This window comes from Micromonospora sp. LOL_013, from assembly GCF_048060315.1.
Taxonomy (GTDB): domain Bacteria; phylum Actinomycetota; class Actinomycetes; order Mycobacteriales; family Micromonosporaceae; genus Micromonospora_E.
The window spans coordinates 99602-123531 of record NZ_JBHMIQ010000006.1; the positions used below are offsets into that span (position 1 = coordinate 99602).

Here is a 23930-nt window from a genome sequence, read left to right on the forward strand (position 1 = left end):
CGCAGCCCGCTCAGTGTCCGGATGCGGTGGCGGGGGCGGCCGGAGTGGCTTCCTCCGCGAGAATCGTCACTCCGTTGGTGGTCACCGAGAGGAACCCGCCGGCGACGTCGTAGGCGAGCTGCTCCCGCCCCGGCAGCGTGATCCGTACCTGGCCGGGCTCGGCGAGCTGGCCGAGCATCGGCGCGTGGCCGGGCAGTACGCCGAGCTCACCCTCGGTGGTGCGGGCGATCACCATCTCTGCCTCACCGGACCAGACCATCTCCTCGACGGCGACGAGTTCGACGTGCAGTTGCTTGGCCAACGCGGACTCCTTTGATGGCGAGGACCACCCGAGTTTAATCGGGGCGATGCGCGGACTCCCAGCCGGGTGCCCGCCGGGCCACCCGTTACTTTTCGCGATTGACCAGTTCAGGACGGGTCAACACGAACTGGTCGAGAGTGCCGGCCCGCAACGCGGCGAGGCATTCGTCGGCGTCGTCGGTGAACCGCTCCCCCTGGTACCCGCCGCCCGGGTCGGTGACGGCAACGCCCGGCAGGCCCAGCATGACGATGTCGTCGGCACGCAGTCGGCGCAGCGCCAACGCGAAGTCGACCAGCGACCGGCCCCGGGTGCCGACCACCACCGCCTCGCCAGCGGCCTCCAGCACCGCGGTCAGCCGGCCCGGCTCGGTGATCAGATCCCGGGTGATCACCTGCTCGGCCAACGCCCGGACGAGTTGCCGTTGGTGCCGCTGCCGGCCGTAGTCGCCGTCCGGCAGGCTCTCCCGCTGCCGGACGTAGTCCAGCGCCTGCCAGCCGTTGAGCCGCTGCTCCCCCTGCTTGTACTCGGCCTGCGGACCGACGTACCCGGGGCCGTCGGGATTGCCCGGCCGCGGCCGGCCGTCCGGTTGGCGGTGCGCCGAGCGCACATCGGCGTCGATGGTCATCCGTACCCCGCCGACCGCGTCGACCAGGCGTTCCAGGCCGGCGAAGTTGACGATCACACCGGCGTCGAACCGGTCGATCCCGGTGCGGGCCGAGACCGTCGCCGCGAGCAGTTGGAAGCCGGTCACCGGGTCCGGGTGCTCGGCACCGGGCACCCTGCTGCCGAACGCCATCGCGGAGTTGATCCGGTCGACGCCGCCCGGGTGGCCGCTGACACCGAACGCCGGGACGTCCACCAGCAGGTCCCGGGGCAACGAGATCAGGTACGCCCGGGACAACCCACTCGGCACGTGCACCAGGAGCACGGTGTCGGCCCGGGGCACCTTCTCCGGCTGGTCGGTCGGCCGGTCGATGCCGGCCACCAAGAGGTTGACCGGGCCGGTGAGCCGGTCGTCCGGGCCGGTGTCCACACCGGCACCGACGCCGACGTCGCCGAACAAATTCGCGGTGGGTACGGCCGCCGCGTACCGGTCGGCGACGGTGCGGCTCAGCACCACCACGGCCCCACCGGCGAGAAGCAGACCGACGAGTACGGCGAGCAGCGCCAGCCGTTCCGGACGGCTCAGCCTCGCTGGGCGTGCCCGGGTCCGATCCGGCTGCGTCATGCTCGACCCCCGTCCGCCGCAGAGCCGGTCGGGTACCCCGGCCGGTCGCCGGCAAACGCGACGAGCGCCCCGCCGCGATGGCGGGGCGCTCGTCTGGCGCAGATCGGGTCAGCCCTTCCTCCAGGCCGACGGCTGGCGCCGTCGTCAGCCCTTCATGAGCTCCTGGGCGTTGCGCTCCAGGTCGTCGAGCCCACCGCACATGAAGAAGGCCTGCTCAGGAAAGTGGTCGTACTCCCCTTCACTGATCTTGCGGAAGGCTTCGATGGTGTCCTTCACCGGCACGTACGAACCCTTGATGCCGGTGAAGACCTCGGCCGCGTAGGTGTTCTGCGACAGAAACCGCTCGATCCGGCGGGCCCGGGAGACGGTGATCTTGTCTTCCTCGGAGAGCTCCTCCATACCGAGGATGGCGATGATGTCCTGCAGGTCCTTGTACTTCTGCAGGATCCGCTTCACCTCGGAGGCCACCGCGTAGTGCTCCTGGCCGACGAACTCCGGGGCGAGGATCCGCGACGAGGACGCCAGCGGGTCCACCGCCGGGTAGATGCCCTTGTCGGAGATGGACCGCTCCAGGTTGGTCGTGGCGTCCAGGTGCGCGAAGGTGGTGGCCGGCGCCGGGTCGGTGTAGTCGTCGGCGGGGACGTAGATCGCCTGCATCGAGGTGATCGCCTGGCCCCGGACCGAGGTGATCCGCTCCTGCAGCTCGCCCATCTCGTCGGCCAGGGTGGGCTGGTAGCCCACCGCGGACGGCATCCGGCCGAGCAGCGTGGAGACCTCGGAACCGGCCTGGGTGAACCGGAAGATGTTGTCGATGAACAGCAGCACTTCCTGCTTCTGCACGTCCCGGAAGTACTCGGCCATGGTCAGCGCGGCGAGCGCGACCCGCAACCGGGTACCCGGCGGCTCGTCCATCTGGCCGTAGACCAGCGCGGTCTTGTCGATGACGCCGGACTCGGTCATCTCGTGGATCAGGTCGTTACCCTCACGGGTCCGCTCCCCGACGCCGGCGAAGACCGACGTACCACCGAAGTTGTTCGCGACCCGGATGATCATCTCCTGGATGAGCACCGTCTTGCCCACGCCGGCACCGCCGAACAGGCCGATCTTGCCGCCCTTGACGTACGGGGCGAGCAGGTCGAGCACCTTGATGCCGGTCTCCAGCATCTCGGTCTTCGGCTCCAGGTCGGCGAACGCCGGCGCCTTCTGGTGGATCGACCGGCGCTCGGTCACCTGCAGCGTCTCCCCCTCGGCCAGGTTGAGGCACTCACCGATGGTGTTGAACACCCGGCCCTTGACGCCGTCACCGACCGGCACCATGATCGGCGCACCGGTGTCGCGGACCTCCGCGCCCCGGACCATGCCGTCGGTCGGTTGCATCGAGATGGCCCGGATGACGTTGTCGCCGAGGTGCTGGGCCACCTCGAGGGTCAGGGTCCGCTCGCCGCCGGCAAGCGCGACGTCCACGTGCAGGGCGTTGAAGATGTCGGGCATCGCGTCGCGCGGGAACTCGGCGTCGACGACCGGGCCGATGACCCGGACCACGCGGCCGGTAGCCGATGCGGTCGCTCCGGTTGCCTGGGTTTCTACAGAGGCAGTCATCACACTTCACTTCCCGCCGCCGCGAGCGCGTTGGCGCCGCCGACGATCTCGCTGATCTCCTGAGTGATCCCGGCCTGACGCGCCGAGTTCATTAGCCGCGTGTACTTCTCGATCATTTCCTCGGCGTTGTCGGTGGCGCTCTTCATCGCCCGCCGCCGGGCCGCCGATTCACTCGCCGCCGATTCGACCAGGGCCGCGTAGATCCGGGTGTTGATGTACTTCGGCAGCAACGCGTCGAGCAGCGCCTCGGCGTTCGGCTCGAACTCGTACGCCGGCAGCACCCCAGCTGCGTCCCTAGGCTCGTCCTTGACCTCCATCGGGCCGAGGATCCGGGGCACCGGGGTCTGCGTCATCAGCGACTTGAACTCGGTGGAGACGATGTGCAACTCGTCCACCCCGAGCACCTGGTCGGCCCCGCCGCCGTCGGTGTCGTCCGCGCCGCGCTGGAACGCCGCGATCAGCGTCTGGCCGACCTCGCGGGCGTCGGCGAAGCCGGGCTGCTCGGAGAAGCCGGTCCAGCTCGCTTCGATCGGCCGGTTACGGAACCGGTAGTACGAGACGCCCTTGCGGCCGATCACGTACAGCACCGGTTCCTTGCCGTCGGCCTTCAGCCGCGCGATGAGCGACTCCGCTGTCTTGATCGCGTTGGTGCTGTAGCCGCCGGCCAGGCCCCGGTCACTGGTGATCACCAGCACGCCGGCCCGGCGCACCGTCGGACGTGCGGTCAGCAGCGGATGGTCGACCGAGGCGTTGGAGGCCAGCGCGGTGAGCACACCGGTGATCGCGTTGGCGTACGGCAGCGAGGCCGCCACCCGCGCCTGGGCCTTGGCGACCCGACTCGTCGCGACGAGCTCCATCGCCTTGGTGATCTTCTTCATCGACTTCGCCGAGCGAATCCGCTGGCGGAGTACCCGAACCTGCGCTGGCATCCGGAACCGCCCTATTCCTTCTCGGCGTCAGCGTCGGCGACGTACCGGGTGACGCTCTCGCGTTCCTGCTCGCCCTCCAGGGCCTCGGCCGGTGCCTCGTTCACCATCGGCGCCGGATCCTTGGACAGGAACATCTGCTTGAACTTCTCGACCGCGTCGGACAGCGTCGCGATAATCTCGTCGTCCCAGTTGAGCGCGGCGATCGAGTCCAGCGTGCCCTTGTGCGAGTGCCGCAGGTACTCCAGAAACTCGATCTCAAATCGCCGGACGTCACCGACCGGGATGTCGTCGAGCTTGCCCTCGGTGCCGGCCCAGACCGCGACGACCTGCTCCTGCACCGGGAACGGCGAGTAGTTCGGCTGCTTGAGCAGCTCCACCAGCCGGCCACCGCGCTCCAGCTGGTTGCGCGACGCCTTGTCCAGGTCGGAGGCGAGCGCGGAGAACGCCTCCAGCTCGCGGTACTGGGCCAGGTCCAGCCGCAGCCGGCCGGCGACCTTCCTCATCGGCTTGACCTGCGCGGCGCCACCGACCCGGGAGACCGACGTGCCGACGTTGATCGCCGGCCGCTGGCCCTGGTTGAACAGGTCGGTCTCCAGGAAGATCTGCCCGTCGGTGATCGAGATGACGTTGGTCGGGATGAAGGCCGAGATGTCGTTGGCCTTGGTCTCGATGATCGGCAGACCGGTCAGCGAGCCGCCGCCCAGCTCGTCGGAGAGCTTCGCGCACCGCTCCAGCAGCCGGGAGTGCAGGTAGAAGACGTCACCCGGGTACGCCTCACGACCCGGCGGACGGCGCAGCAGCAGCGACACCGCGCGGTACGCCTCGGCCTGCTTGCTCAGGTCGTCGAAGACGATCAGCACGTGCTTGCCGGCGTACATCCAGTGCTGGCCGATCGACGACCCGGTGTACGGGGCGATGTACTTGAAGCCGGCCGGGTCGGAGGCGGGCGAGGCGACGATGGTGGTGTACTCCATCGCGCCGTGCTCCTCCAGCACGCCCTTGATCGAGGCGATGGTGGAAGCCTTCTGCCCGATCGCCACGTAGATGCAGCGCACCTGCTTGGCCGGGTCGCCGGACTCCCAGTTGGCCCGCTGGTTGAGGATCGTGTCCAGCGCGACGGTGGTCTTACCGGTCTTGCGGTCGCCGATGATCAGCTGCCGCTGGCCGCGACCGATCGGGGTCATCGCGTCGATCGCCTTGATACCGGTCTGCAGCGGCTCGGACACCGACTGGCGGGCCATCACGTTCGGCGCCTGCAGCTCCAGCTCGCGGAAGCCGTCGTTGGTGATGTCGCCGAGGCCGTCGATTGGCTCACCGAGCGCGCTGACCACCCGGCCCAGGAAGGCGTCGCCGACCGGGACGGAGAGCACCCGGCCGGTGCGCTTGACGCGCTGACCCTCCTCGATGCCGGCGTAGTCGCCCAGGACGACCACACCGATGTCACGTACGTCGAGGTTCAACGCCACGCCCAGCGTGCCGTCCTCGAATTCCAGCAGTTCGTTTGCCATCGCCGAGGGCAGGCCCTCGACGTGGGCGATGCCGTCCCCGGCGTCCGCCACGGTGCCGACCTCTTCGCGAGACAGCTCCGGCGTGTAGGAGGAGACGTAGCGTTCTAGGGCACCACGGATCTCGTCCGACGAGATGGTCAGCTCGGCCATCCTCTGCTTCCTCTATGTCTAGTGGCCCGGATGAACCCGGAACGGCATGGACTGAATCAGCGCCCAGCGAGCGCCTTGCGAGTGTCGATGAGGCGGCGCCGAACGGTGCCGTCGTACAGGTCGGAACCGATCCGTACGCTCATCCCGCCAAGTACGGCGGGGTCGACCGTCAACTTGACGGACACCTCCCGACCGTACATCTCGGCCAACGTGGCGCCCAGCCGCTGCTCCTCGGGCTGGGTCAGTGGTGCGGCGACCGTGACATGCGCGACCTGACGGTCCCGCCGGGCAGCGGCCAGCTCGACCAGCCGGCCCAGCCCGGCACCGACGGATCGCCCGCCGAAGCCCCGGACCGCCTGCTCGGCGAGGCGCACCGTGGCCGGCAGCGCCTTTCCGGTGAGCAGCGTGCGGACCAGTTCGACCCGCCGGTCGGCCGGCACGGCGACGTCACCGACCACGGCACCCAGCTGCGGGTCGCCGTCGATGATCTTGCCGAACCGGAACAGCTCGTCCTCCACCTCGGCCAGCTCGCCGGCCGACTCGGCACCGGCCAGTGCCGTGTCGACGCCGAGTCGCTCGGTGGCGTCAAGCAGCTCCGACGGCACCGACCAGCGGGCTGCGACGACCGCGTCGAGCAGGTCGAGGCTGTCCGCGCCGATCTTCCCCCCGAACAGGCCGCGCAGCAGCCCGGTCCGGTCGTCGGCGGGCCGGGCCGGGTCGGCCAGCGCCCGCCGCAGCCGGGGCTGACGGCGCAGCAGGTCGGCCACCGAGAGGATCTCGTCGGCCGTGGTCGCGACCGCCGTCGGGGCGGCACCGGCGACGTAGTCGACCAGTCGCTCGGTCACCGCTGCGTAGGACTCCCGGCTGGTGGCGGACTGCATCAGCGGGCCCCCGCGTTCTCCAGGTCGGCCATGAACCGCTCGACGGTGCCCTTACGGCGGGCCTCGTCGGCGAGCGCGTCTCCGACGATCCGGCCGGCCAGGTCGACCGCGAGCGTGCCGACCTCGGCGCGCAGCTCCCGGATGATGGTCTGCCGCTCGGCGGCGAGCTGCTCCTTGCCGGCCGCGATGATCCGGTCGGACTCCTCCCGCGCCTTGGCGAGGATGTCCTGCCGGATCCCTTCGGCGTCGGCCCGGGCGTCGTCACGGATGCGGGCCGCGTCGGTACGCGCCTCGGCCAGCTGGGCCTTGTACTGCTCCAGCAGCTGGTTCGCCTCGGCCTGGGCGGCCTCGGCCCGCTTGATGCCGCCCTCGATCGCCTCGACCCGCGCCTGGTACATCGCTTCCATCCGCGGGAACACGAACTTCAGCAGTACGGCGACGAGCAGACCGAAGGCGATCAGGCCGACGATGATCTCGGACAGCGGCGGGAGCAGGATGTTCCCGCCCTCTTCCGCGGCGATGTACGTGACTTCTTCGTACATGGACACTTCCCTTCGCCCGGACCGGCGCTCACGCAACCGGTCACCGAGTCAGACGCGGTGAGCCCGTCGGCTCACCGGATGCCGGCCGGGTCAGTTGAGCGCGAACGCGAGCACCAGACCGAGCAGGGCGAGTGCCTCGATCACGGCGAAGCCCATGAACATGTAGACCCGGGTCAGGCCGGCGCTCTCCGGCTGGCGGGCGGTCGCCTGGATGTAGGCGGCGAACACCAGACCGACGCCGATACCGGGGCCGAGGGCGGCGATGCCGTAGCCGATGGCGTTCAGGCTGCCGGTGATCTCCATGGTTGTTTTCCTCCTGCGTTGAACGCGTGTCCGTCACGCGCACGTTTAGGTGAATGTTTCAGTTGTCGTCCACGCGGCTGACCCGTGGACGTGTATCGGTCGAGGGAGGCGGAATCAGTGCGACTCGGCCAGGGAGTGCTGCAGATAGGTCGCGCTGAGCAGGGTGAACACGTACGCCTGGAGAACCATGATGCCGAACTCGAAGAAGGTCATCACGATCGCCATGCCCCAGCTCAGCACCGCGATGGGCTTGATAAACAGGCTGTCGGCCTGGAACAGCGCCACGCCGCCGAGGGTGAAGACCAGCAGGATCATGTGGCCAGCGAACATGTTGGCGAAAAGTCGGACCGACAGCGTGACGGGCCGCAGGATCAGATTCGAGACGAACTCGATCGGCACCAGGATCGGCTGCACCCACAGCGGCGCGCCGGAGACCCAGCAGACGTGCTTGACGTAACCGACGAAACCCCACTTGGCGATGCCGTGGCCGATGTAGAGCAGCCAGCTGACCAACGCCAGCACCATCGGGAAGGCGATGTGCGACATCGGCGAGATCTGGGCGAACGGGACGATGCCCCAGAGGTTGTTCAGCAGGATGAAGCAGAACAGCACCGTCAGGTAGGGCGCGAACCGCACCCCGTCCCGGCCGATGACGTCCCGGGCGATGTTGTCGCGCACCATGCCGTACACCGACTCGGCCAGCCACTGGCCCTTGGTCGGCACCAGCTTCGGGCTGCGGTAGGTGACCAGGAAGAAGATCATCACCAGCGCGGCGGCGATCCAGAGCAGCAGTGTGATCTTGGTGAAGGCGGCCGCCCAGGCGGTGCCGTCCAACCCGGGGATCAGACTGCGGAAGTCGAAGGCATCCACGCCGGGAGGGAACTCCGCGGCGAGAACGGTCGGCTGCTCAATCAACGCGCATCCTCCGTTGGTCGGGCCTGGTTCACGCGCCCAGCTTCTTAACGGTCAGGTAGACCCCGGCCGCCGTCCCGCCGATCAGCCCGATCAGCAGCCCGACGTTGGGCAGGTCCAGCCAACGGTCGACGAGCCACCCCGCACCGCCCCACACGGCCATCCCGCCGAGCAGGTAGCCGATCGCGGCAAACCCGGTGTCGGCCCCCGAGGGACCTGCGGGTTCGGAAGGTGGTTCACCGGCCATGACGCCGGAAACATATCAGGGCAACGATGGAGGCTGTGCGTCACCCCCCGCACAACCCTCGTTGTGTGGGCGACCCGGTGGCACGTCAGATGGGTGCACACGCTACTCCTCTTCCGCCCTGGTCGGTATGCACTCCCCACATGACCGGCGATCCCGACCTCAGCGTAGGTCAAATCCGACAAATCTTCGCGAAAACTGGTGATCCTCGCCGCCGGCCCACCGGCCGGGCGTACACCCGGGATTGCCGGAGGGTCAACGCGGGTCGATCTCCACGTACGGGATCCGGGCCCGGAAGGTCCACCACACCTGGGCCGTGATCCATCCCACTGTGGCCACGATGATCGCCACCGCCAGCATCCGCTGCCCCGGCCAGTCCGACGCCGCCACCGCGAACACCGCCACCCCGAGCAGCGCGAACTTCAAGCTGTAGGTGAGCAGGCCCACACTGAGCACCATCCGCGGATGCACCGAGTCCGCCCAGGCCAGCGCCAGGCTGGAGGCCACATAGCTGGCCGCCACCAGCGCGACACCGACGACGGCGCCGACCGCCCCCGGGACTCCGTCCAGCCAGCCGCCGACCCCGGCGAGCACCACCAGCAGCACCGCCGACACCATCGACGGCACCGGCAGGTGCCGCAGCCGACTGCGCATCACCGGACGACCTCCGCCTGCATCCTCTGCCCGCCCCGCCGATCTCAGGGCAGCAGCGCCACGCCGAGCGCTCCCACCGTCTCCTCGATCTCGTCGGCCACCCGGGCGAAGGTGTGGTCGCCGCGCCCCCACGGGTCGTCCAGATCGTCCCCCGGCTGCGGACCGGCGCCGGACCGGACCGCGGCGACCGCGGCGACCAGTGCCGCGCCCCGGGCGTGCATCGCCTCCGGGGTGACCGCCGCGTCCGGACCCGACCGGGCACCGGGCAGCCCGGCCGCGTCCACCGCCGGCAGCAACCGGCCGAACTCGCCGAGCACGAAGGTGCGTTCGGCGGCATCCGGGCGCAACGCGAGCACGTACTCGAGCTGGTCGGCGGTGGCGGTGAGGACCAGATCGGCGGCGTCGATCTGGTCGGACCGCAGCTTACGAGCGGCGAAGCCGTCAACCTGCCCGCCCCGAGCTAGCACCTGGCGGGCCGCCGGTGGGTTCATCTCCTCGCCGGCGTGCCAACCGCCGGTGCCGGCGCTGTGGCTGTGCAACAGCTCCTCGACCGGCGGCGCGACGGCCGGACCGAGGCGGTCCAGCCGCTGCTCGAGCGCCAGCACCAGCAGCCGCTCGGCCATCGGCGAACGGCAGATGTTGCCCATGCAGACATGAAGGACGGTGAACGGCGGCACTAGGACTCCGTACCGATGATGTCCGGGACCACGTCACGCAGCTTCTCGATCGGGATCGCGCCGTCGCGGACCACCCGGGGCACGTCGCCGGTGAGGTCGACGATGGTGCTGGGCACGGGGTCGGGACACGGGCCGGCCTCCAGGTACGCGCGCACCGAGTAGCCGAGCTGGTCCCGGGCCTCGGCAGCGGTCACCGCCGGCGGCCGGCCGGTCTTGTTCGCCGACGAGACCGCCATCGGGCCGGTCTCCCGCAGCACCTCCAGCGCCACCGGATGCAGCGGCATCCGGACCGCGACAGTGCCGTCGGTGTCCCCCAGATCCCAGTTCAGGCTGGGCGCGTGCTCGACGATCATGGTGAGCGCCCCCGGCCAGAAGGCGTCGGCCAGGTCGCGGGCGGGCTGCGGCAGGATCAGCACCAGCCCGTCGAGGGTGTGCCGGGAACCGACCAGCACCGGCGGCGGCATCTGCCGGTCCCGCCCCTTGGCGTTGAGCAACGCGGTGACCGCGTACGAGGTGAAGGCGTCGGCGCCGACGCCGTACACGGTGTCGGTCGGCAGCACGACCAGCTCGCCGTTCTTGACCGCCTCGATCGCCGCGGCGATGCCTTTGTCACGGTCGGCGGCGGACCGGCAGTCATAGAGCATCACGGTGTGCCAGTCTGCCACGTGCCCGCCCGCTGATCCGCACCGATCACCTCCAGCTGCCGTCAGCCCGCCCGGCGGGCGGTCACGAAGCGCGGCCGGCCGGCCAGATCGTGATGGCTGGTGACGGCGTCGAAACGGCCGTCGGCTACGACCAACGCGACGACGGCGGCGGCGTGACCATCGTCGTGCTCGACCCCGAACAGCCCGCCGGGACGCAGCAGGTTCACGGCGCGGTGCACCACCGGTCGGATGACCGCCAGGCCGTCCGGCCCGCCGAAGACCGCCTCGGCCGGGTCATGCCTGGCGACCTCCGGCGCCACCGGGGTGCCGTCCGGTACGTACGGCGGGTTACACAGCAGCACGTCCACCCGGCCGGCGAACTCGCCGAGCAGGCCCGGATCCCGGACGTCGCCGGCCAGCACCTCGATCGGCCGGTCCCCGGCGGCGGCCTGTCGCCGGGCGTTGCGACGCAGCCAGCGCAGGCTGTCCGCCGAGCGTTCAACCGCGACCACCCGCGCCGTCGGAGCCTCGTGCGCGACCGCCAGTGCCACCGCGCCACTGCCGCTGCACAGGTCGACGACCACCGCCTCGCCGGGCTGGTCACGCAGCGCGTCAACGCCCGCTCCGGCGAGCAGTTCGGTCTCCGGCCGGGGCACGAAGACCCCCGGCCCCACCGCGAGCTCCAGATAACGAAACGGTGCCGATCCAGTGAGGTGCTGCACCGGTTCTCCAGCCGCCCGGCGGGTCACCAGACTGTGAAACCTGCCGATGTCGGCCTGGTCGAAGTCGCCGCTCAATGCCAGCCGGCCACGCGGAATGTCCAGCACCGAGGCGGCAATCAGCTCCGCGTCGACCCGGGCGGCGGCGACACCGGCGGCGGCCAGCCGGGCGGCCGCGGCGGCCACTGCGGCTCGGACCGGCGTCCGATCCGGCAATCCGGAGGTGTTCTCTGGCAAGTGGTTCACGACATAATCATGGTGCGTCCACCCGGGCGTCCGCAGAACAGGTCGCGGATCGGGTCGGGTGTGTGCTCCGCCAGATTCCAGCGGGCTCCAGGGAGGTTGTGCGTGGGTTGGCTCGACCGGCTCACCGACCAGGCCGAGGCGCTGATGCAGGCCCGGGCGCTGATGGAAGGCAGCCGCTCAGCCGAAGCCTGTGTCGCCTTCGAGCAGGTGATCCGGAGCACCAGCAACCGGTACGTTCGGGCCGACGCGCTGGTGCAGCGGCTCTCCGCGCTGCTCAACCTCGGCCGGTCCGCCGAGTACACGGTGGCCGTCGACCGGGCGTTCGAGGCCGCCCGGGACGTCAGCGAGCCGTACCTGCACGGCCACCTGCACGCGTTGGCCGCGCTCGCCGCTCACCAGCAGGGCGCGTTCGACCGGTGTGTCACCCATCTGGTGCACAGTGCGCGGGCGCTCGGCGCCGCCACCGACGTGGACCGGGAAACCGCCTGGGGCTGGCACGACCTGGCGATGGCCTACTCCTACCTCAGTTTCCACGGGTACGCGTTGAGCGCCATCGAGCACGCCCGGCAGCTCGCCAACGCCACCGGCATTCCAGAGGAGACCTTCGCCGCGCCCGGCATCCGGCTGCGCAACGCCGTCGCGTTGGACCATCATGGAGACACCGACGGCTGCCTGCGGGTGCTCCGCGACATCGGCAGCGACCTGGCGAAGTTCGTGCACGCCGACCGGGCCAGGCTGCTGCGCCCGAGCAGCCGGGTGGCCTACGGGTACGCCCTGGCCCGGCTGGCCGCACTCGGTGAGCCGGCCCAGCTGCCCGCCGGTGCCCCGGAGGCGACCCGGTTGATGATCGACGGCGGCGACAGTGCCCGCGCCCGCGACCTGCGCCAGCTCGGGGTGGTCTGCCTGACCATCGCGGCGGACCGGCCGGCGGAGGCGTTGACCCGACTGTCCGCGGCGGTGGTCTCCGCCGAGACACTAGGTGCCGCCGAGACGGCCCGGCTGCGCAGCGTCGCGCACACCCGGGCCGGCGACCACGCCGCCGCGCATGACGCCGACCGGTACGCGTTCCGGCTGGCTACCCGGCGCAACGACCGGTTGCGCGACATGTACGTCGACGGCATCGCCGCCCGGCTGGACCAGGAGGAGATGCGTCGCTCCGCCGCGCAGTACACCCAGGAGGCGCTGACCGACCCGTTGACCGGGCTGGCCAGCCGCCGCCACCTCGACCTCTACGTCACCGACATGGCCGGCCGGGGCGATCGGGCCGTGGTGATGGTCTGCGGCCTGGACGGTTTCAAGTCGGTCAACACCGTGCACGGCCACCACTCCGGTGACCTGGTGCTGCAACGGGTCGCCGGGGTGATCAACCGGGTGATGCGCCGGGGTGACTTCGTGGCCAGGTACGGCGGCGACGAGTTCGTGGTGGTGCTGCCGGGCGCCGGCCCGGCCGAGGCGGCCGACGTGGCCCGCCGGATCACCGCCGCGGTGGCCGGTGAGGAGTGGGAGTCGCTGGTACCTGGCACTCCGGTCGGGATCAGCGTCGGCTACGCCGAGATCAGCGGTTCCGGTCCAGGGTTGCGCGAAGCGCTCAGCCGGGCCTTCGAGGTGGCCGCCCGGCAGATGCGCGAGGCCCGGCAACGGCCCCATCCGGTGCGCTGACCGTCAGGCCGGTGCCGGTGTGGCGTCGGTCAGCGGCGGGTCAGTTCGGCGTCACCGGCCAGCCGGGCGGCCCGGTCCGCCTCGGCGAGCGCGTCAAGGACGCCGTCAAGCTCCCCGCCGACCACCAGGTCCATGTTGTACGCCGTGTAGCCGATCCGATGGTCGGTGATCCGGTTCTGCGGGTAGTTGTAGGTGCGCACCCGCTCGGACCGGTCGACCGTACGCACCTGGGAGCGTCGGGCGTCGGAGGCCGCCGCGTCGGCCTGTTCCTGGGCGGCGGCGAGCAACCGGGCGCGCAGGATCCGCATCGCCTGCTCCCGGTTCTGCAGCTGGCTCTTCTCGTTCTGGCAGGAGACGACGATGCCGGTCGGCAGGTGGGTGATCCGCACCGCCGAGTCGGTGGTGTTGACCGACTGGCCGCCGGGGCCGGAGGAGCGGAAAACGTCAACGCGTAGTTCGTTCGGGTCGACGTTGACCTCGACGTCCTCGGCCTCCGGCAGCACCAGCACCCCGGCGGCGCTGGTATGGATCCGGCCCTGCGATTCGGTGACCGGCACCCGCTGCACCCGGTGCACGCCGCCCTCCCACTTGAGCCGGGACCAGACGCCGTTGCCGCCCTCGGGCATCCCCCGCGACTTGATCGCGAGCGAGACGTCCTTGACCCCACCGAGGTCGGAATCCTGCGAGTCGAGCACCTCGACCTGCCAGCCGCGCCGTTCGGCGTACCGCAGGTACATCCGGAGCAGGTCGCCGGCGAACAGCGCCGACTCCTCGCCGCCCTCGCCCGCCTTGATCTCGACGATGACGTCCTTGGCGTCGTGGGGGTCCCGGGGGATCAGCAGTTCGGCGAGGCGGGCCTCCAGGTCGGGCAGGCTGGCGGCGATTGCCTCCGCCTCGACGGTGAACGCCGGGTCCTCGCCGGCCAGCTCCCGGGCGGCGGCCAGGTCGGCCCGGGCCTGGGCGAGCTCGCCGGCGGCCTTGTGCAGCGGGGCCAGCTCGGCGAACCGGCGACCGACCCGGCGGGCGGTGGTCTGGTCCGCGTGGATCGCCGGATCAGACAGCTGCTTCTCCAGCTCGGCGTACTCGTCGAGGAGCCCGGCCAGGCGCTCGCTGCTCATACAAGTACTCCTTCATCCGGATTGAACAGACCAGGACCGTCCAGACACCGCGGCGCCCGCCCCCGACCTCGGTCGGAAGCGGGCGCCGCGTGCACAGCTACTTGGCCTTGTTGGCCTTCGCCTTGGCGTACTTCTGCTGGAACTTGGCGACCCGGCCGGCGGTGTCGAGGACGCGCTGCTTGCCGGTGTAGAACGGGTGGCAGGCGCTGCAGGTCTCAGCGTGGATCTTGCCGCCGGGTGCGGTGCTGCGGGTGGTGAACGATGCGCCGCAGGAGCAAGTGACCTCGGTGGTCACGTACTCCGGGTGAATGTCCTTCTTCACGGATGGTCCTCTCTTCGTCGGTCGCCGGGTCGCCGTCGACATCGGCCGCGCCGTTGCGCGGGCCGACTCTGGCGTGAACCGGAACCTGGCCTGTTGTCAGTCTGCCACGGGCCGTGGCGGCGGGTCGCGGTGGGCGGAGCGAACCGCCCACCGCGACCGTCACGAACACCGCCGGACGCAACGCCCGACGGACCTGCCGGATTCCCGACCGCGCGGGGCGACCGGTGCCAGGGTCACTCCCCCGGCGTCGACTTCGCGATCTGCATCAGGAACTCGATGTTGGTCCGACTCTGCTTGAGCCGGTCCAGCAGCAGGTCCAGCGCCGCCTGGGAGTCCAGCGAGTGGAGCACCTTGCGCAGCTTGTGGGTGATCGCCAGCTCCTCCGGCGCGAGCAGGATCTCCTCCTTACGGGTGCCGGACGGGTGGATGTCGATCGACGGGAACACCCGCTTGTCGGCGATCTTGCGGTCCAGCTTGAGCTCGGCGTTGCCGGTCCCCTTGAACTCCTCGAAGATCACCGTGTCCATCATGGATCCGGTCTCCACCAGTGCGGTGGCGAGGATGGTCAACGAACCGCCGTTCTCGATGTTGCGGGCCGCGCCGAGGAACCGCTTCGGCGGGTACAGCGCCGTCGAGTCGATACCACCGGACATGATCCGCCCGCTGGCCGGCGCGGCCAGGTTGTACGAGCGGCCCAGCCGGGTCACCGAGTCGAGCAGCACGACGACGTCGTGGCCCAGCTCCACCAGCCGCTTGGCACGTTCGATGGCCAGCTCGGCGACCGTGGTGTGGTCCTGCGGCGGCCGGTCGAACGTGGCCGCGACGACCTCACCCTTCACCGACCGCTGCATGTCGGTGACCTCTTCCGGGCGTTCGTCGACCAGCACCACCATCAGGTGGCACTCGGGGTTGTTGTGCGTGATGGCGTTGGCAATCGCCTGCAGCACCATCGTCTTGCCCGCCTTGGGCGGGGAGACGATCAGCGCCCGCTGCCCCTTGCCGATCGGCATCACCAGGTCGATGACCCGGGTGGTGAGGATGTGCGGCTCGGTCTCCAACCGCAACCGGTCCTGCGGGTACAGCGGCGTGAGTTTGTAGAACTCGGGACGCCGCCGGGCCTCCTCCGGCTCCATGCCGTTGATGGTGTCCAGCCGGACCAGCGGATTGTACTTGTCGCGACGCTGCTCACCCTCGCGGGTGGCGCGCACCGCGCCGGTGACCGCGTCACCGCGCCGCAGACCGTGCTTCTTGACCTGCGACATGGAGACGTAGACGTCGTTGGGCCCGGAGAGGTAGCCGGTGGTACGCACGAACGCGTAGTTGTCCAGCACGTCGAGGATGCCGGCCACCGGGACGAGTACGTCGTCCTCGGTCACCTGCGGCTCCCGGCCGCCACCACCGTCGCCGTCACCGCGGTCCCCCCGCCGCCGACGGTCGCGGAACCGGCTGCGTCGGCTGCGCCGACCGCCGCCTTCGTTGTCGTCGTCGTCGTTGTTGTTGTCCCGCTGGTTCCGCTCGCTGCGGTCACCCCGGTCGTTACGGTCACCCCGGTCACCCCGGTCGCTGCGGTCGCGACCACCCCGGCCGTCACCGCCACGCTCGGCCCGCTCGCCACGGTTGTCCCGACCGTCACCGCCACGCTCGGCCCGCTCGCCACGGTTGTCCCGACCGTCACCGCCCCGGTCGGCCCGATCGCCCGACTCAGTCGGCGTGGTCTGCGTGGTCTGCGTGGTCGCGGTCTCGTCGGTACGCGACTCGGCTGCCGACCGACGGCCCCGGCGGGTGCTGCGCTCGCGGGCCGGCTCGTCAACGATGGCGAGTTGCTCACCGTCGCCGCTGTCACGCCGCTCGGCCTCAGGACGGACCTCGGCGCGGACCTCCTCCCGAGGGGGTGCGGTCGCCGCCGCGACCTCGGCGCGCGGCCGTGGGGCGCCCCCGCCGGCCTGGCGCTCGGTGATCGCGGTGATCAGCTCACTCTTGCGCATCCGGGCGGTGCCGGAGATGCCGAGCGACGCGGCGAGGCTCTGCAACTCCGGCAGCAGCATCGCGGACAGCCCGGTGCCGGACCGCCGACGGCGGGCAGGAGCAGCGGTGGTGTCGTCAGCGACGTTGGAGACATCCGACGTCACGTCGGTGGTGTCGCTCAATGGATTCCTTCCCTCGATAGGCCGGGCAACCCGGGTCAAGACGCTAGGTGGCCGGGCGGCCTCGGTGCACCCGCCTCGCATGACACGTCGCGGGAGTCTTCGCGCAGCTCTGCCGAGCCCGCTTCACCAGCCTCGGTGGGCAGCTCTCGACATCTGCAGCGATCCGTGAAGACTGCGGTTCGGCGGTGACCTAGGCAGGGGTGAGACGGGCTTACCGCCGATAGCTTCGGGGGTGCGCCGCCCCGCAGGAGATCGCGTGCTTCGCGGCTGTGCTTGGCCTAGAGCGTAGTCAACTCTTCCGACCTGCAGCAACAGGGTCCCGCTCGGCGTGTCCTACTATAGCGCCTTCGATCCGGGCTCCGGCAACGTCTACCGCAAACAAGTGAGTCTGCCAGTCCATTCCCGGACAGAAGTCGGCCGGGACTTCGGTCAACGCCAGGACGCTCGGACCCGCCCCACTGATCACCGCGGCCACACCGGTCGCCCGCAGGCGGCGGACCAGTTCCGCACTGGCCGGCATCGATGGACCCCGGTAGTCCTGGTGCAACCGGTCCTCGGTCGCGGCCAGCAACAGCGTCGGGTCGGCAGTGATCGCATGGCTCAGCAGGGCGGCCCGGCCGGCGGTGAACGCGGCGTCCGCGTGCGGGACTTGAGCGGGCAGCGCCGCCCGCGCCGCCTCGGTCAGACCCCGGTTACTGGGTACGTAGACAGTCGGCGACACCGCCGGATGCGCTGGCACCGACACCGCCCGCGACCCGGACGCCTCGGTCCAGGCGATGGTGAACCCGCCGAGCAGGCAGGGTGCCACGTTGTCCGGGTGGCCCTCCAACCGGGCGGCGATCCGCAGCGCGGCGGCGGTGTCCAGCAGCTGCGTCCCGCCGACGACGAGCCCTCGGGCCAGCTGTACGCCGGCCACGATCGCCGCCGACGACGAACCCAGGCCGCGTGCCTGGGGGATCCGGTTCACGCAGCTCAACGCCAGGCCAGCCGGCCGGCCGCCGAGCTCGTCGAAGGTGGCGTGCATGGCGCGGACGACGAGATGGCCGCCGTCGAGCGGCAACTCGCCAGATCCTTCGCCGGAGATCTCGACCCGGCAGCCGGCGGGCACCACCCGGGCGGTCACCTCGTCGTGGTGACCGAGCGCCAACCCGAGCGCGTCGAACCCGGGGCCGAGGTTGGCGCTGGTGGCCGGGACCCGCACGGTCACCGGCCCGGGAACGAAGCTGATACCCATCGCCCCATGCTAGGTCCTGGTCGGTTGCCCGGTGTCAGGGCGCCGACGGCCGGTCCGGGCCGTCGGTCGACGGGCCCGATCCAGTTGCCCGATCGGATCCGGATGTCCGGCCCGATCCGGGTGTCCGGCCGGCGGCGCGCAGCGCGAACCGCAGCGCGTACTCGATCTGGGCGTTGACGCTGCGCAGGTCGTCGGCGGCCCACTTGGCAATCGCCTCGTGGACCGCCGGATCGAGCCGCAACAGCAGCTTCTTGCGTTCGGCCATCAGCCGTGGACCGCCTCAGCTGTAGAGAGACCCGGTGTTCACCACCGGCTGCACCGCCCGGTCGCCGCAGAGCACCACCAGCAGGTTGGCGACCATCTGGGCCTTGCGTTCCTCGTCGAGGTCGACCACGTGCTCGTCGGCCAACCGTTCCAACGCGTTGGAGACCATGCCGACGGCGCCCTCGACGATCCGGAACCGGGCCGCGACGACGGCGGCGGCCTGCTGCCGGGCGAGCATCGCGTGGGCGATCTCGGGGGCGTACGCGAGGTGGGTGACCCGGGACTCCAGCACCTCCACGCCGGCCAGCTCGACCCGCTCCCGCAACTCCTCGGTCAGCTCGTCGGCGACCACCGTACTGTCCCGCAGGCTGGCCCGCCCAGCGTCGTGCGCCTCGTACGGGTAGCTGGTGGCCAGGTGCCGGACGGCGGCCTCGGCCTGGACGGCCACGTACTCGACGTGGTCGTCGACGGCGAAGACGGCGCTCGCCGAGTCGACCACCCGCCACACCACGACGGCGGCGATCTCGACCGGGTTGCCGTCGGCGTCGGCGACCTTGAGCCGGTCGGTCTCGAAGTTGCGCACCCGCAGGGTGACCTTGCGCCGGACGGTCAACGGCCAGGTCCAGTGCAGGCCGGCGACCCGGATCGAGCCGAGGTAGCGACCGAAGAACTGCACCACCTGCGCCTCGTTGGGGTTGACCACGGTGAACCCGGTGGCGGCCAGCGCGATGACCCCGGCGTAGACCACGGCGGCGACGGCCATCCAGACATCCACGTCGGCCACCGAATTGATGCCGGGCGCCACCACCGCCAGGCCGAGCAGACCTGGCACCACCAGGCCGCCGATCACCACGAATCCCGACCTCCGGAACACGGCTCGTTCCATGCTCGTTCCCTCCACCACCAGCTCGCTATCAAAGTGATATCACGATGCTAGCGATTGGCCGCAACCACCGAGCCCAGCCGCCGGGTCGCCAGCCGCCAGCCGATCGCATAGGTGACGGTCACCAGACCACACGTCGCCAGGATGATCCGGGTGTCCAGAGTGTCGATCACACTGGCCACAATCAACTGACTCACCGAGATCGACAGGGTGGCGAGCATCAGATCGGTGGCGAAGACCCGGCCGCGCAGCCGGTCCGGCACCACCGCCTGCAGGGCGTAGTTGGACAGCACCCAGTTGCTGCCGCCGCCCAGGTGCGCAAGGAAGACCAGGGTGAGCACCAGCGGGAACCAGGTGACCAGCGAGATACTGGCGTAGGACAGCCCGTACACCGACATCGACGCGGCCAACCCGGTGAGCAGCCAGGACCGCCGGTTCAGCACCGGGCGGGTCAGCAGCGGCCCGATGACCGCGCCAGCACCCCGCACGGCGAACAGCAGGCCGGTGCCGATCGCGCCGACCCCGTACACCCCGGCCAACAGCGGAAACAACGTGAGTACGCCGTTGCCGAGGCCGACCGCGCTCTTCGCGGTCACCAGGGCGAGCACCTGCGGACGGCCACCGATGTAGGCCAGCGCCTCCCGGATCGCGGTCAGCGTCCGGGGTGCCGGCAGCGTGGCGTCGCGCGGAGCCTGCATCGGCCGGCGGATCGACATGGTGACCACCGCCGCCAGCAGCAGCGCCGCGGCGGCGATCCAGAAGCACGCGTACGGGTTGAGCGCCGCGCTGATCAGCCCGCCCAGCGACGCGCCGACGATCGCCATGGTGCCCCACGCGGAACCGGCGAAGACGTTGGCGGCGGGCAGCTCCGCCGCCGAGACCACGTTTGGTAGCGCGGCCTGGGCGGCCGGCGAGTAGCAGGACTTCGCCACCGCGAGCGACGCGATGGCGAACAACGCCAGCCAGGCGGTACCCGGGGTGCGCACGGCCAGCAGCAACAGCACCGCGACGACGGCGGCCAGGTTCGCGGCGATCAGGATCCGACGGCGGTCGAAGCGGTCGGCGAGCGTACCGGTGAACGGCAACATCAGGGCGTGGATGCCGGTGTCCACGGCGAGCACCAGAGCGCCCCAGACGCCGCTGCCGGTCAGCTCCGGCAGCAGCACCACCAGCGGCACCATGACGAACCAGTCCGCCCCGAAGACGACCAGCTCGGCGAGGAGCAGCCGGCGGAAATCCCGGTTTCCGGTAAGGACCGCTAACGGTGAGGACACGTACCGACACCTTACCGACCGGAAACCGGACAGTGGACGAAGTGTGATCTGCGCGACGGGTCGCCGCGGGTCCCCGGGGCCGGCACCCCGGGGACCCGCACGGTCACTTCTCCGTCGGCGAATCCGTCGGCGGCAGCGGCGAGGTGCGGCTCTTCGGCAGTTTCAGCACCTCGAACTGGTCGGTGCCGTCGACCAGGGCCGCCGACGGGCGGGCCGGCGGCGCGGCGACCGGCGACGTACGGCTGGCGGGGCCGGCGGTGTCGGCGGTGTCGGCGGTGTCGGAGCCGTTGCGGCCATTCGCTGCGTCGCCGGTGCCTCGTACGGCATCGGTGTCGTCGCCGGTGCCTCGTACGGCATCGGTGCCGGCGCCGGTGCCCGACGACCGATCCAGTGCCGTGGCATCGTCGCCCGCATCGCCCGCCGGGCCGGCCGACCGGCGGGTGGCCCGGCGCTGCCGCAGCCGCTCCTTGGCGCCCTCAACCATGGTGTAGAGCGTCGGCACCAGGACCAGGGTGAGCAGCGTCGAGCTGAACAGGCCGCCGATCACCACGATCGCCAACGGCTGGCCGATGAAGCCGGCCACCCCGGTCAGGCCGAGCGCCATCGGCGTCAACGCGCAGATGGTGGCGATCGCGGTCATCAGAATCGGCCGCAGCCGACGTCGGCCGCCCTCGACCACCGCCTGGGAGACGCTCATCCCCTGCTCGCGGTACTGGTTGATCAGATCCATCAGCACGATCGCGTTGGTCACCACGATGCCGACCAGCATCAACGCGCCGATCAGCGCCGGCACACCCATCGGCGTGCCGGTGACGACCAGCAGACCGATCGCGCCGGTCGCCGCGAACGGCACCGACACCAGCAGGATCAGCGGCTGGATCAGGCTGCGGAACGTCGCCACCATGATCACGAAGACGATCGCGATCGCGGCGAGCAGGGCCAACCCGAGGTCGGCGAACGCCTCCGCCTGATCGGCGCTGACCCCGCCTATGGTGTAGGTCGCACCGGCCGGCAGGCTCAGGCCCTCCAGTCGCTGCGACAGGTCGGCGCTGGTCTGCCCGACGTTCGAGCCGGTCGCGGTGCCGGTGACGGTGGCACTGCGCTCGCCGTCCACCCGGTCGATCTGCACCGGCCCGTCGACTTCGGCGATGTCGGCGAAGTCGGCGAGGGTCGCCGGCCCGACCGGCAACGCCGCCAGTTCCTCGGCCGAGGTCACCCGGGCGCTCGGGCTGAGCACAACGTCCATCCGGTCGCCGTCGATGGTGACCTCTCCCAGCGGGCTGCCGCGGAAGGCCTGGGCGACGAGTTGCCCGAGCGCGGCCTCGTTGAGCCCGGCCTGAGCTGCCGCCGCGCGGTCGATCTGCACCTGCAGCCGGGTCACGTCCTCGGACAGGGTGCTGGTGACGTCGGCGACGTCCGGGGTCTGCGACATCGCGGTCCGGACCCGCTCCGCGGCGGTGGCCAAATCGTCCGGGTCGTTGGCCTGCACGATGACCTGCAGCTGGTTGGCGCTCCCGCCACCGGGCCCGCCGTCGGCCGCCCCGACCGTGATCTCGCCCAGGCCGTCGCGGCCAGCGAACTCGTCCCGCAGCTGCTGCTGCACGGCGATGTTGTCGGCGTCCTCGGTCAGGCTGATCGAATAGCTCGCTGTGGTGTTGCCGCCGCCACCGGCGAACGGGTTGCTGCTCGCGCCGATCGACACCTGGTAGGACTCGATTCCGTCGGTCCGCGCGAGGACCCGCTCCACCGAGATGGCGGCCCGGTCGACGGCGGCCAGGCTGGTGCCCGCCGGCAACTCCTGCCGCATGCTCAGGGTGTCCTGGCCGGCGTCGTCGATGAAGTTGGTCTCCAGCCGGGTGCTCAGCGCGAACGTGCCGAGCAGCACCGCCAGCCCGATGCCGACGGTGGCCCACCGCCGGGTGGTGGCGAACCGGATCACCGGCAGGTAGCCGCGCTGCAACGGGTTGCGCAGCTCCTTGGCTTCGGCCTCCTGCCGGACCCGCTCCACGTCGGTGCCGGCGGCGGCCGGCTTGAGGAACCAGTAGGCGAGCACCGGGATGATGGTGAGCGAGACCAGCAGGGAAGCGAGCAACGCGACGGTCACCGTGATGGCGAACGGCGCGAACAGTTGGCCGACGAAACCGCCGACGATCGCGATCGGGGCGAAGACGGCGACGGTCGCCAGGGTCGACGAGGTGACCGCGCCGGCCACCTCCCGGACCCCGGTCAGGATCGCGGTGCGCCGGTCCTCGCCGTACTCCAGATGTCGTTTGATGTTCTCCAGCACCACGATCGAGTCGTCCACCACCCGGCCGACCGAGATGGTCAGCGCGCCGAGGGTGAGCAGGTTGAGCGAGTAGTCGCCGACCCACAGGGCGATCAACGCGATCAGCACCGACAGCGGGATGGAGACCGCGGTGACCACGGTGGACCGAATCGACAGCAGGAAGACCAGGATGACCAGGACCGCCATCACCAGGCCGAGCAGGCCTTCGGTGGTGAGCGCCTCGATCGAGCGTTCCACGAACGGTGCCTGGTCGAACACCACGATCAACTCGGTGTCGGCGGCCGCGCCCAGCTCGTCGAGCCGGTCCCGGATCTCGTGCGAGATGCCGACCGCGTCGCCGTCGGGGCCGGCGGTCACCGCGATCCCGAGGCTGTCCGCGCCGTTGGTCCTGGTGATCGAGGTGGCGGGGGCGGTCTGCTCGCTGATCTCGGCGACGTCGTCGAGCCGTACCGGCGGCCGGCCGGATGCGGTGAGGTAGATCCCGGCGAGATCGCTCAGTGCATCGATCCTGGTGCCGACCTGGACGGTCAGGCTCTCGTCGCCGTCGGTGAGGGAGCCGGCCGGGATGGTGACGCCGTTGACCCGCAGGGCGTTGCCGATAGCGCTCGGGTCGAGACCGGCGTCGGCCAGCGCGGCGTAGTCGGGGGTGATCGAGACGATCTGTTCACCGGCGCCGGTGACGTCGACGGCGCGTACCCCCTCGATGGCTTCCAGCTGGGGCAGCACGACCTCGTCGAGACGTCCGGCGAGCCCCGGTCCGCCGGCGCCGGTGGCGGCGAGCACCACAGCCGGCAGGTCGTCGGTGCTGCCGGCGAAGACGGCCGGTTCCACACCGTCGGGCAGTTGGATCCGGTTGATCGAGGTCTCCAGCTCGTTCACGGCGCTGGTCAGGTCGGTGCCGAAGGCGAACTCGACCTGCACGGTGGCGAAGCTCTCGCTGGAGGTGGAGGTGACGCTCTCGAGGTCGGCGACGCCCGAGATGGCGTTCTCGACGGGCTCGGTCACCTGCGATTCGACGATTTCCGGTGCCGCGCCGGGGTAGACCGCGCTGATGAACGCGGCCGGGAACTCCAACGAAGGCAAAAGCTGCTGTTTGAGCGTCGGGATGGTGACGGCGCCGAAGATCGTGATCACGACCGCGACGAGCGCCACGAGCCCTCGGTTGGCGAGGCTGAGTCTGGCGAGCAACGACATGTGCGGGCTCA

The 23930-nt window shown here is 70.5% G+C and carries 23 protein-coding genes; 1 reads left to right on the forward strand and 22 read right to left on the reverse strand.

Annotation, left to right across the window (positions count from 1 at the left end):
- Positions 1-10: 10 nt before the first annotated feature.
- The 14 genes from ACFHWS_RS06160 to prmC form a co-directional block, all read right to left on the reverse strand.
- On the reverse strand, positions 11-301 hold the full coding sequence (locus ACFHWS_RS06160) for a F0F1 ATP synthase subunit epsilon (protein WP_123603387.1): 291 nt from the start codon (positions 299-301) through the stop codon (positions 11-13).
- Between the two features lie 85 nt (positions 302-386).
- Positions 387-1529, reverse strand: coding sequence for an LCP family protein (locus ACFHWS_RS06165; RefSeq protein ID WP_416556126.1), 1143 nt, complete (start codon positions 1527-1529; stop codon positions 387-389).
- A gap of 144 nt (positions 1530-1673) precedes the next feature.
- Positions 1674-3128, reverse strand: coding sequence for a F0F1 ATP synthase subunit beta (gene atpD, locus ACFHWS_RS06170; protein WP_416556125.1), 1455 nt, complete (start codon positions 3126-3128; stop codon positions 1674-1676).
- Positions 3128-4057, reverse strand: coding sequence for a F0F1 ATP synthase subunit gamma (locus ACFHWS_RS06175; protein ID WP_416556124.1), 930 nt, complete (start codon positions 4055-4057; stop codon positions 3128-3130). Before ACFHWS_RS06175 ends, atpD begins: the two co-directional genes overlap by 1 nt.
- Positions 4058-4068: 11 nt before the next feature.
- Positions 4069-5715, reverse strand: coding sequence for a F0F1 ATP synthase subunit alpha (gene atpA / locus ACFHWS_RS06180; RefSeq protein ID WP_416556123.1), 1647 nt, complete (start codon positions 5713-5715; stop codon positions 4069-4071).
- 56 nt (positions 5716-5771) lie between these two features.
- The gene (locus tag ACFHWS_RS06185; RefSeq protein WP_416556122.1) at positions 5772-6596 is read right to left on the reverse strand and encodes a F0F1 ATP synthase subunit delta; all 825 of its coding nucleotides are present in this window, start codon (positions 6594-6596) and stop codon (positions 5772-5774) included.
- Positions 6596-7138, reverse strand: coding sequence for a F0F1 ATP synthase subunit B (locus ACFHWS_RS06190; RefSeq protein WP_278171188.1), 543 nt, complete (start codon positions 7136-7138; stop codon positions 6596-6598). The genes ACFHWS_RS06185 and ACFHWS_RS06190 overlap by 1 nt, the downstream gene beginning before the upstream one ends.
- Positions 7139-7228: 90 nt before the next feature.
- A complete protein-coding gene (gene atpE, locus ACFHWS_RS06195) occupies positions 7229-7441 on the reverse strand; it encodes an ATP synthase F0 subunit C (protein WP_123603394.1) in 213 nt (70 codons plus the stop codon).
- Between the two features lie 114 nt (positions 7442-7555).
- Complete coding sequence (atpB, locus tag ACFHWS_RS06200) at positions 7556-8356, reverse strand: F0F1 ATP synthase subunit A (protein ID WP_282232106.1); 801 nt, start codon at positions 8354-8356, stop codon at positions 7556-7558.
- 28 nt (positions 8357-8384) lie between these two features.
- Positions 8385-8600 (reverse strand): hypothetical protein, encoded by a 216-nt coding sequence (locus ACFHWS_RS06205; protein ID WP_123603396.1) that lies wholly within the window; start codon positions 8598-8600, stop codon positions 8385-8387.
- 252 nt (positions 8601-8852) lie between these two features.
- A complete protein-coding gene (locus ACFHWS_RS06210; protein ID WP_282234780.1) occupies positions 8853-9251 on the reverse strand; it encodes a hypothetical protein in 399 nt (132 codons plus the stop codon).
- A gap of 44 nt (positions 9252-9295) precedes the next feature.
- Complete coding sequence (locus ACFHWS_RS06215) at positions 9296-9928, reverse strand: phosphotyrosine protein phosphatase (protein WP_416556121.1); 633 nt, start codon at positions 9926-9928, stop codon at positions 9296-9298.
- Positions 9928-10572, reverse strand: a complete 645-nt coding sequence (locus ACFHWS_RS06220) for an L-threonylcarbamoyladenylate synthase (RefSeq protein WP_123604990.1) — start codon at positions 10570-10572, stop codon at positions 9928-9930. Before ACFHWS_RS06220 ends, ACFHWS_RS06215 begins: the two co-directional genes overlap by 1 nt.
- A 62-nt stretch (positions 10573-10634) precedes the next feature.
- Complete coding sequence (gene prmC / locus ACFHWS_RS06225) at positions 10635-11537, reverse strand: peptide chain release factor N(5)-glutamine methyltransferase (protein WP_416556120.1); 903 nt, start codon at positions 11535-11537, stop codon at positions 10635-10637.
- Positions 11538-11639: 102 nt separating this feature from the next.
- Between prmC and ACFHWS_RS06230 the strand changes: the two genes are divergently transcribed.
- Entirely contained in the window at positions 11640-13196 is a 1557-nt protein-coding gene (locus ACFHWS_RS06230) for a GGDEF domain-containing protein (RefSeq protein ID WP_416567795.1), read from the forward strand.
- Between the two features lie 29 nt (positions 13197-13225).
- Here the strand turns inward: ACFHWS_RS06230 and prfA are convergent, their stop codons facing one another.
- The 8 genes from prfA to ACFHWS_RS06270 all read right to left on the reverse strand — a co-directional run bounded on the left by prfA (position 13226) and on the right by ACFHWS_RS06270 (position 23919).
- Positions 13226-14314, reverse strand: coding sequence for a peptide chain release factor 1 (gene prfA, locus ACFHWS_RS06235; RefSeq protein ID WP_416556118.1), 1089 nt, complete (start codon positions 14312-14314; stop codon positions 13226-13228).
- Positions 14315-14411: 97 nt separating this feature from the next.
- Positions 14412-14636: a 50S ribosomal protein L31 gene (gene rpmE, locus ACFHWS_RS06240; RefSeq protein WP_123603402.1), complete on the reverse strand. Its 225-nt coding sequence runs from the start codon at positions 14634-14636 to the stop codon at positions 14412-14414.
- 233 nt (positions 14637-14869) lie between these two features.
- Complete coding sequence (gene rho / locus ACFHWS_RS06245; protein WP_416567796.1) at positions 14870-16783, reverse strand: transcription termination factor Rho; 1914 nt, start codon at positions 16781-16783, stop codon at positions 14870-14872.
- 289 nt (positions 16784-17072) lie between these two features.
- Positions 17073-18017, reverse strand: coding sequence for a homoserine kinase (gene thrB / locus ACFHWS_RS06250; RefSeq protein WP_416556975.1), 945 nt, complete (start codon positions 18015-18017; stop codon positions 17073-17075).
- Between the two features lie 34 nt (positions 18018-18051).
- Positions 18052-18282 carry a hypothetical protein gene (locus ACFHWS_RS06255; RefSeq protein ID WP_416567797.1) on the reverse strand — a complete coding sequence of 77 codons (231 nt, stop codon included), beginning with the start codon at positions 18280-18282 and terminating at the stop codon, positions 18052-18054.
- A gap of 15 nt (positions 18283-18297) precedes the next feature.
- Positions 18298-19167: an SPFH domain-containing protein gene (locus ACFHWS_RS06260; RefSeq protein ID WP_416556973.1), complete on the reverse strand. Its 870-nt coding sequence runs from the start codon at positions 19165-19167 to the stop codon at positions 18298-18300.
- A gap of 47 nt (positions 19168-19214) precedes the next feature.
- On the reverse strand, positions 19215-20438 hold the full coding sequence (locus ACFHWS_RS06265; RefSeq protein ID WP_416556972.1) for an MFS transporter: 1224 nt from the start codon (positions 20436-20438) through the stop codon (positions 19215-19217).
- Positions 20439-20541: 103 nt separating this feature from the next.
- Positions 20542-23919 (reverse strand): efflux RND transporter permease subunit, encoded by a 3378-nt coding sequence (locus tag ACFHWS_RS06270; RefSeq protein ID WP_416567798.1) that lies wholly within the window; start codon positions 23917-23919, stop codon positions 20542-20544.
- Positions 23920-23930: the final 11 nt, after the last annotated feature.

Bases quoted from the DNA above. Each gene is read 5' to 3' on its own strand.
- ACFHWS_RS06220 (WP_123604990.1), bottom strand. From the start codon at position 10,572: ATGCTCTATGACTGCCGGTCCGCCGCCGACCGTGACAAAGGCATCGCC.
- ACFHWS_RS06165 (WP_416556126.1), bottom strand. From the start codon at position 1,529: ATGACGCAGCCGGATCGGACCCGGGCACGCCCAGCGAGGCTGAGCCGT.
- atpE (WP_123603394.1), bottom strand. From the start codon at position 7,441: ATGGAGATCACCGGCAGCCTGAACGCCATCGGCTACGGCATCGCCGCC.
- ACFHWS_RS06270 (WP_416567798.1), bottom strand. From the start codon at position 23,919: ATGTCGTTGCTCGCCAGACTCAGCCTCGCCAACCGAGGGCTCGTGGCG.
- atpA (WP_416556123.1), bottom strand. From the start codon at position 5,715: ATGGCCGAGCTGACCATCTCGTCGGACGAGATCCGTGGTGCCCTAGAA.
- thrB (WP_416556975.1), bottom strand. From the start codon at position 18,017: ATGGGTATCAGCTTCGTTCCCGGGCCGGTGACCGTGCGGGTCCCGGCC.
- ACFHWS_RS06205 (WP_123603396.1), bottom strand. From the start codon at position 8,600: ATGGCCGGTGAACCACCTTCCGAACCCGCAGGTCCCTCGGGGGCCGAC.
- ACFHWS_RS06190 (WP_278171188.1), bottom strand. From the start codon at position 7,138: ATGTACGAAGAAGTCACGTACATCGCCGCGGAAGAGGGCGGGAACATC.
- ACFHWS_RS06210 (WP_282234780.1), bottom strand. From the start codon at position 9,251: ATGCGCAGTCGGCTGCGGCACCTGCCGGTGCCGTCGATGGTGTCGGCG.
- ACFHWS_RS06260 (WP_416556973.1), bottom strand. From the start codon at position 19,167: ATGGAACGAGCCGTGTTCCGGAGGTCGGGATTCGTGGTGATCGGCGGC.
- ACFHWS_RS06175 (WP_416556124.1), bottom strand. From the start codon at position 4,057: ATGCCAGCGCAGGTTCGGGTACTCCGCCAGCGGATTCGCTCGGCGAAG.
- ACFHWS_RS06255 (WP_416567797.1), bottom strand. From the start codon at position 18,282: ATGGCCGAACGCAAGAAGCTGCTGTTGCGGCTCGATCCGGCGGTCCAC.
- ACFHWS_RS06185 (WP_416556122.1), bottom strand. From the start codon at position 6,596: ATGCAGTCCGCCACCAGCCGGGAGTCCTACGCAGCGGTGACCGAGCGA.
- atpD (WP_416556125.1), bottom strand. From the start codon at position 3,128: ATGACTGCCTCTGTAGAAACCCAGGCAACCGGAGCGACCGCATCGGCT.
- prfA (WP_416556118.1), bottom strand. From the start codon at position 14,314: ATGAGCAGCGAGCGCCTGGCCGGGCTCCTCGACGAGTACGCCGAGCTG.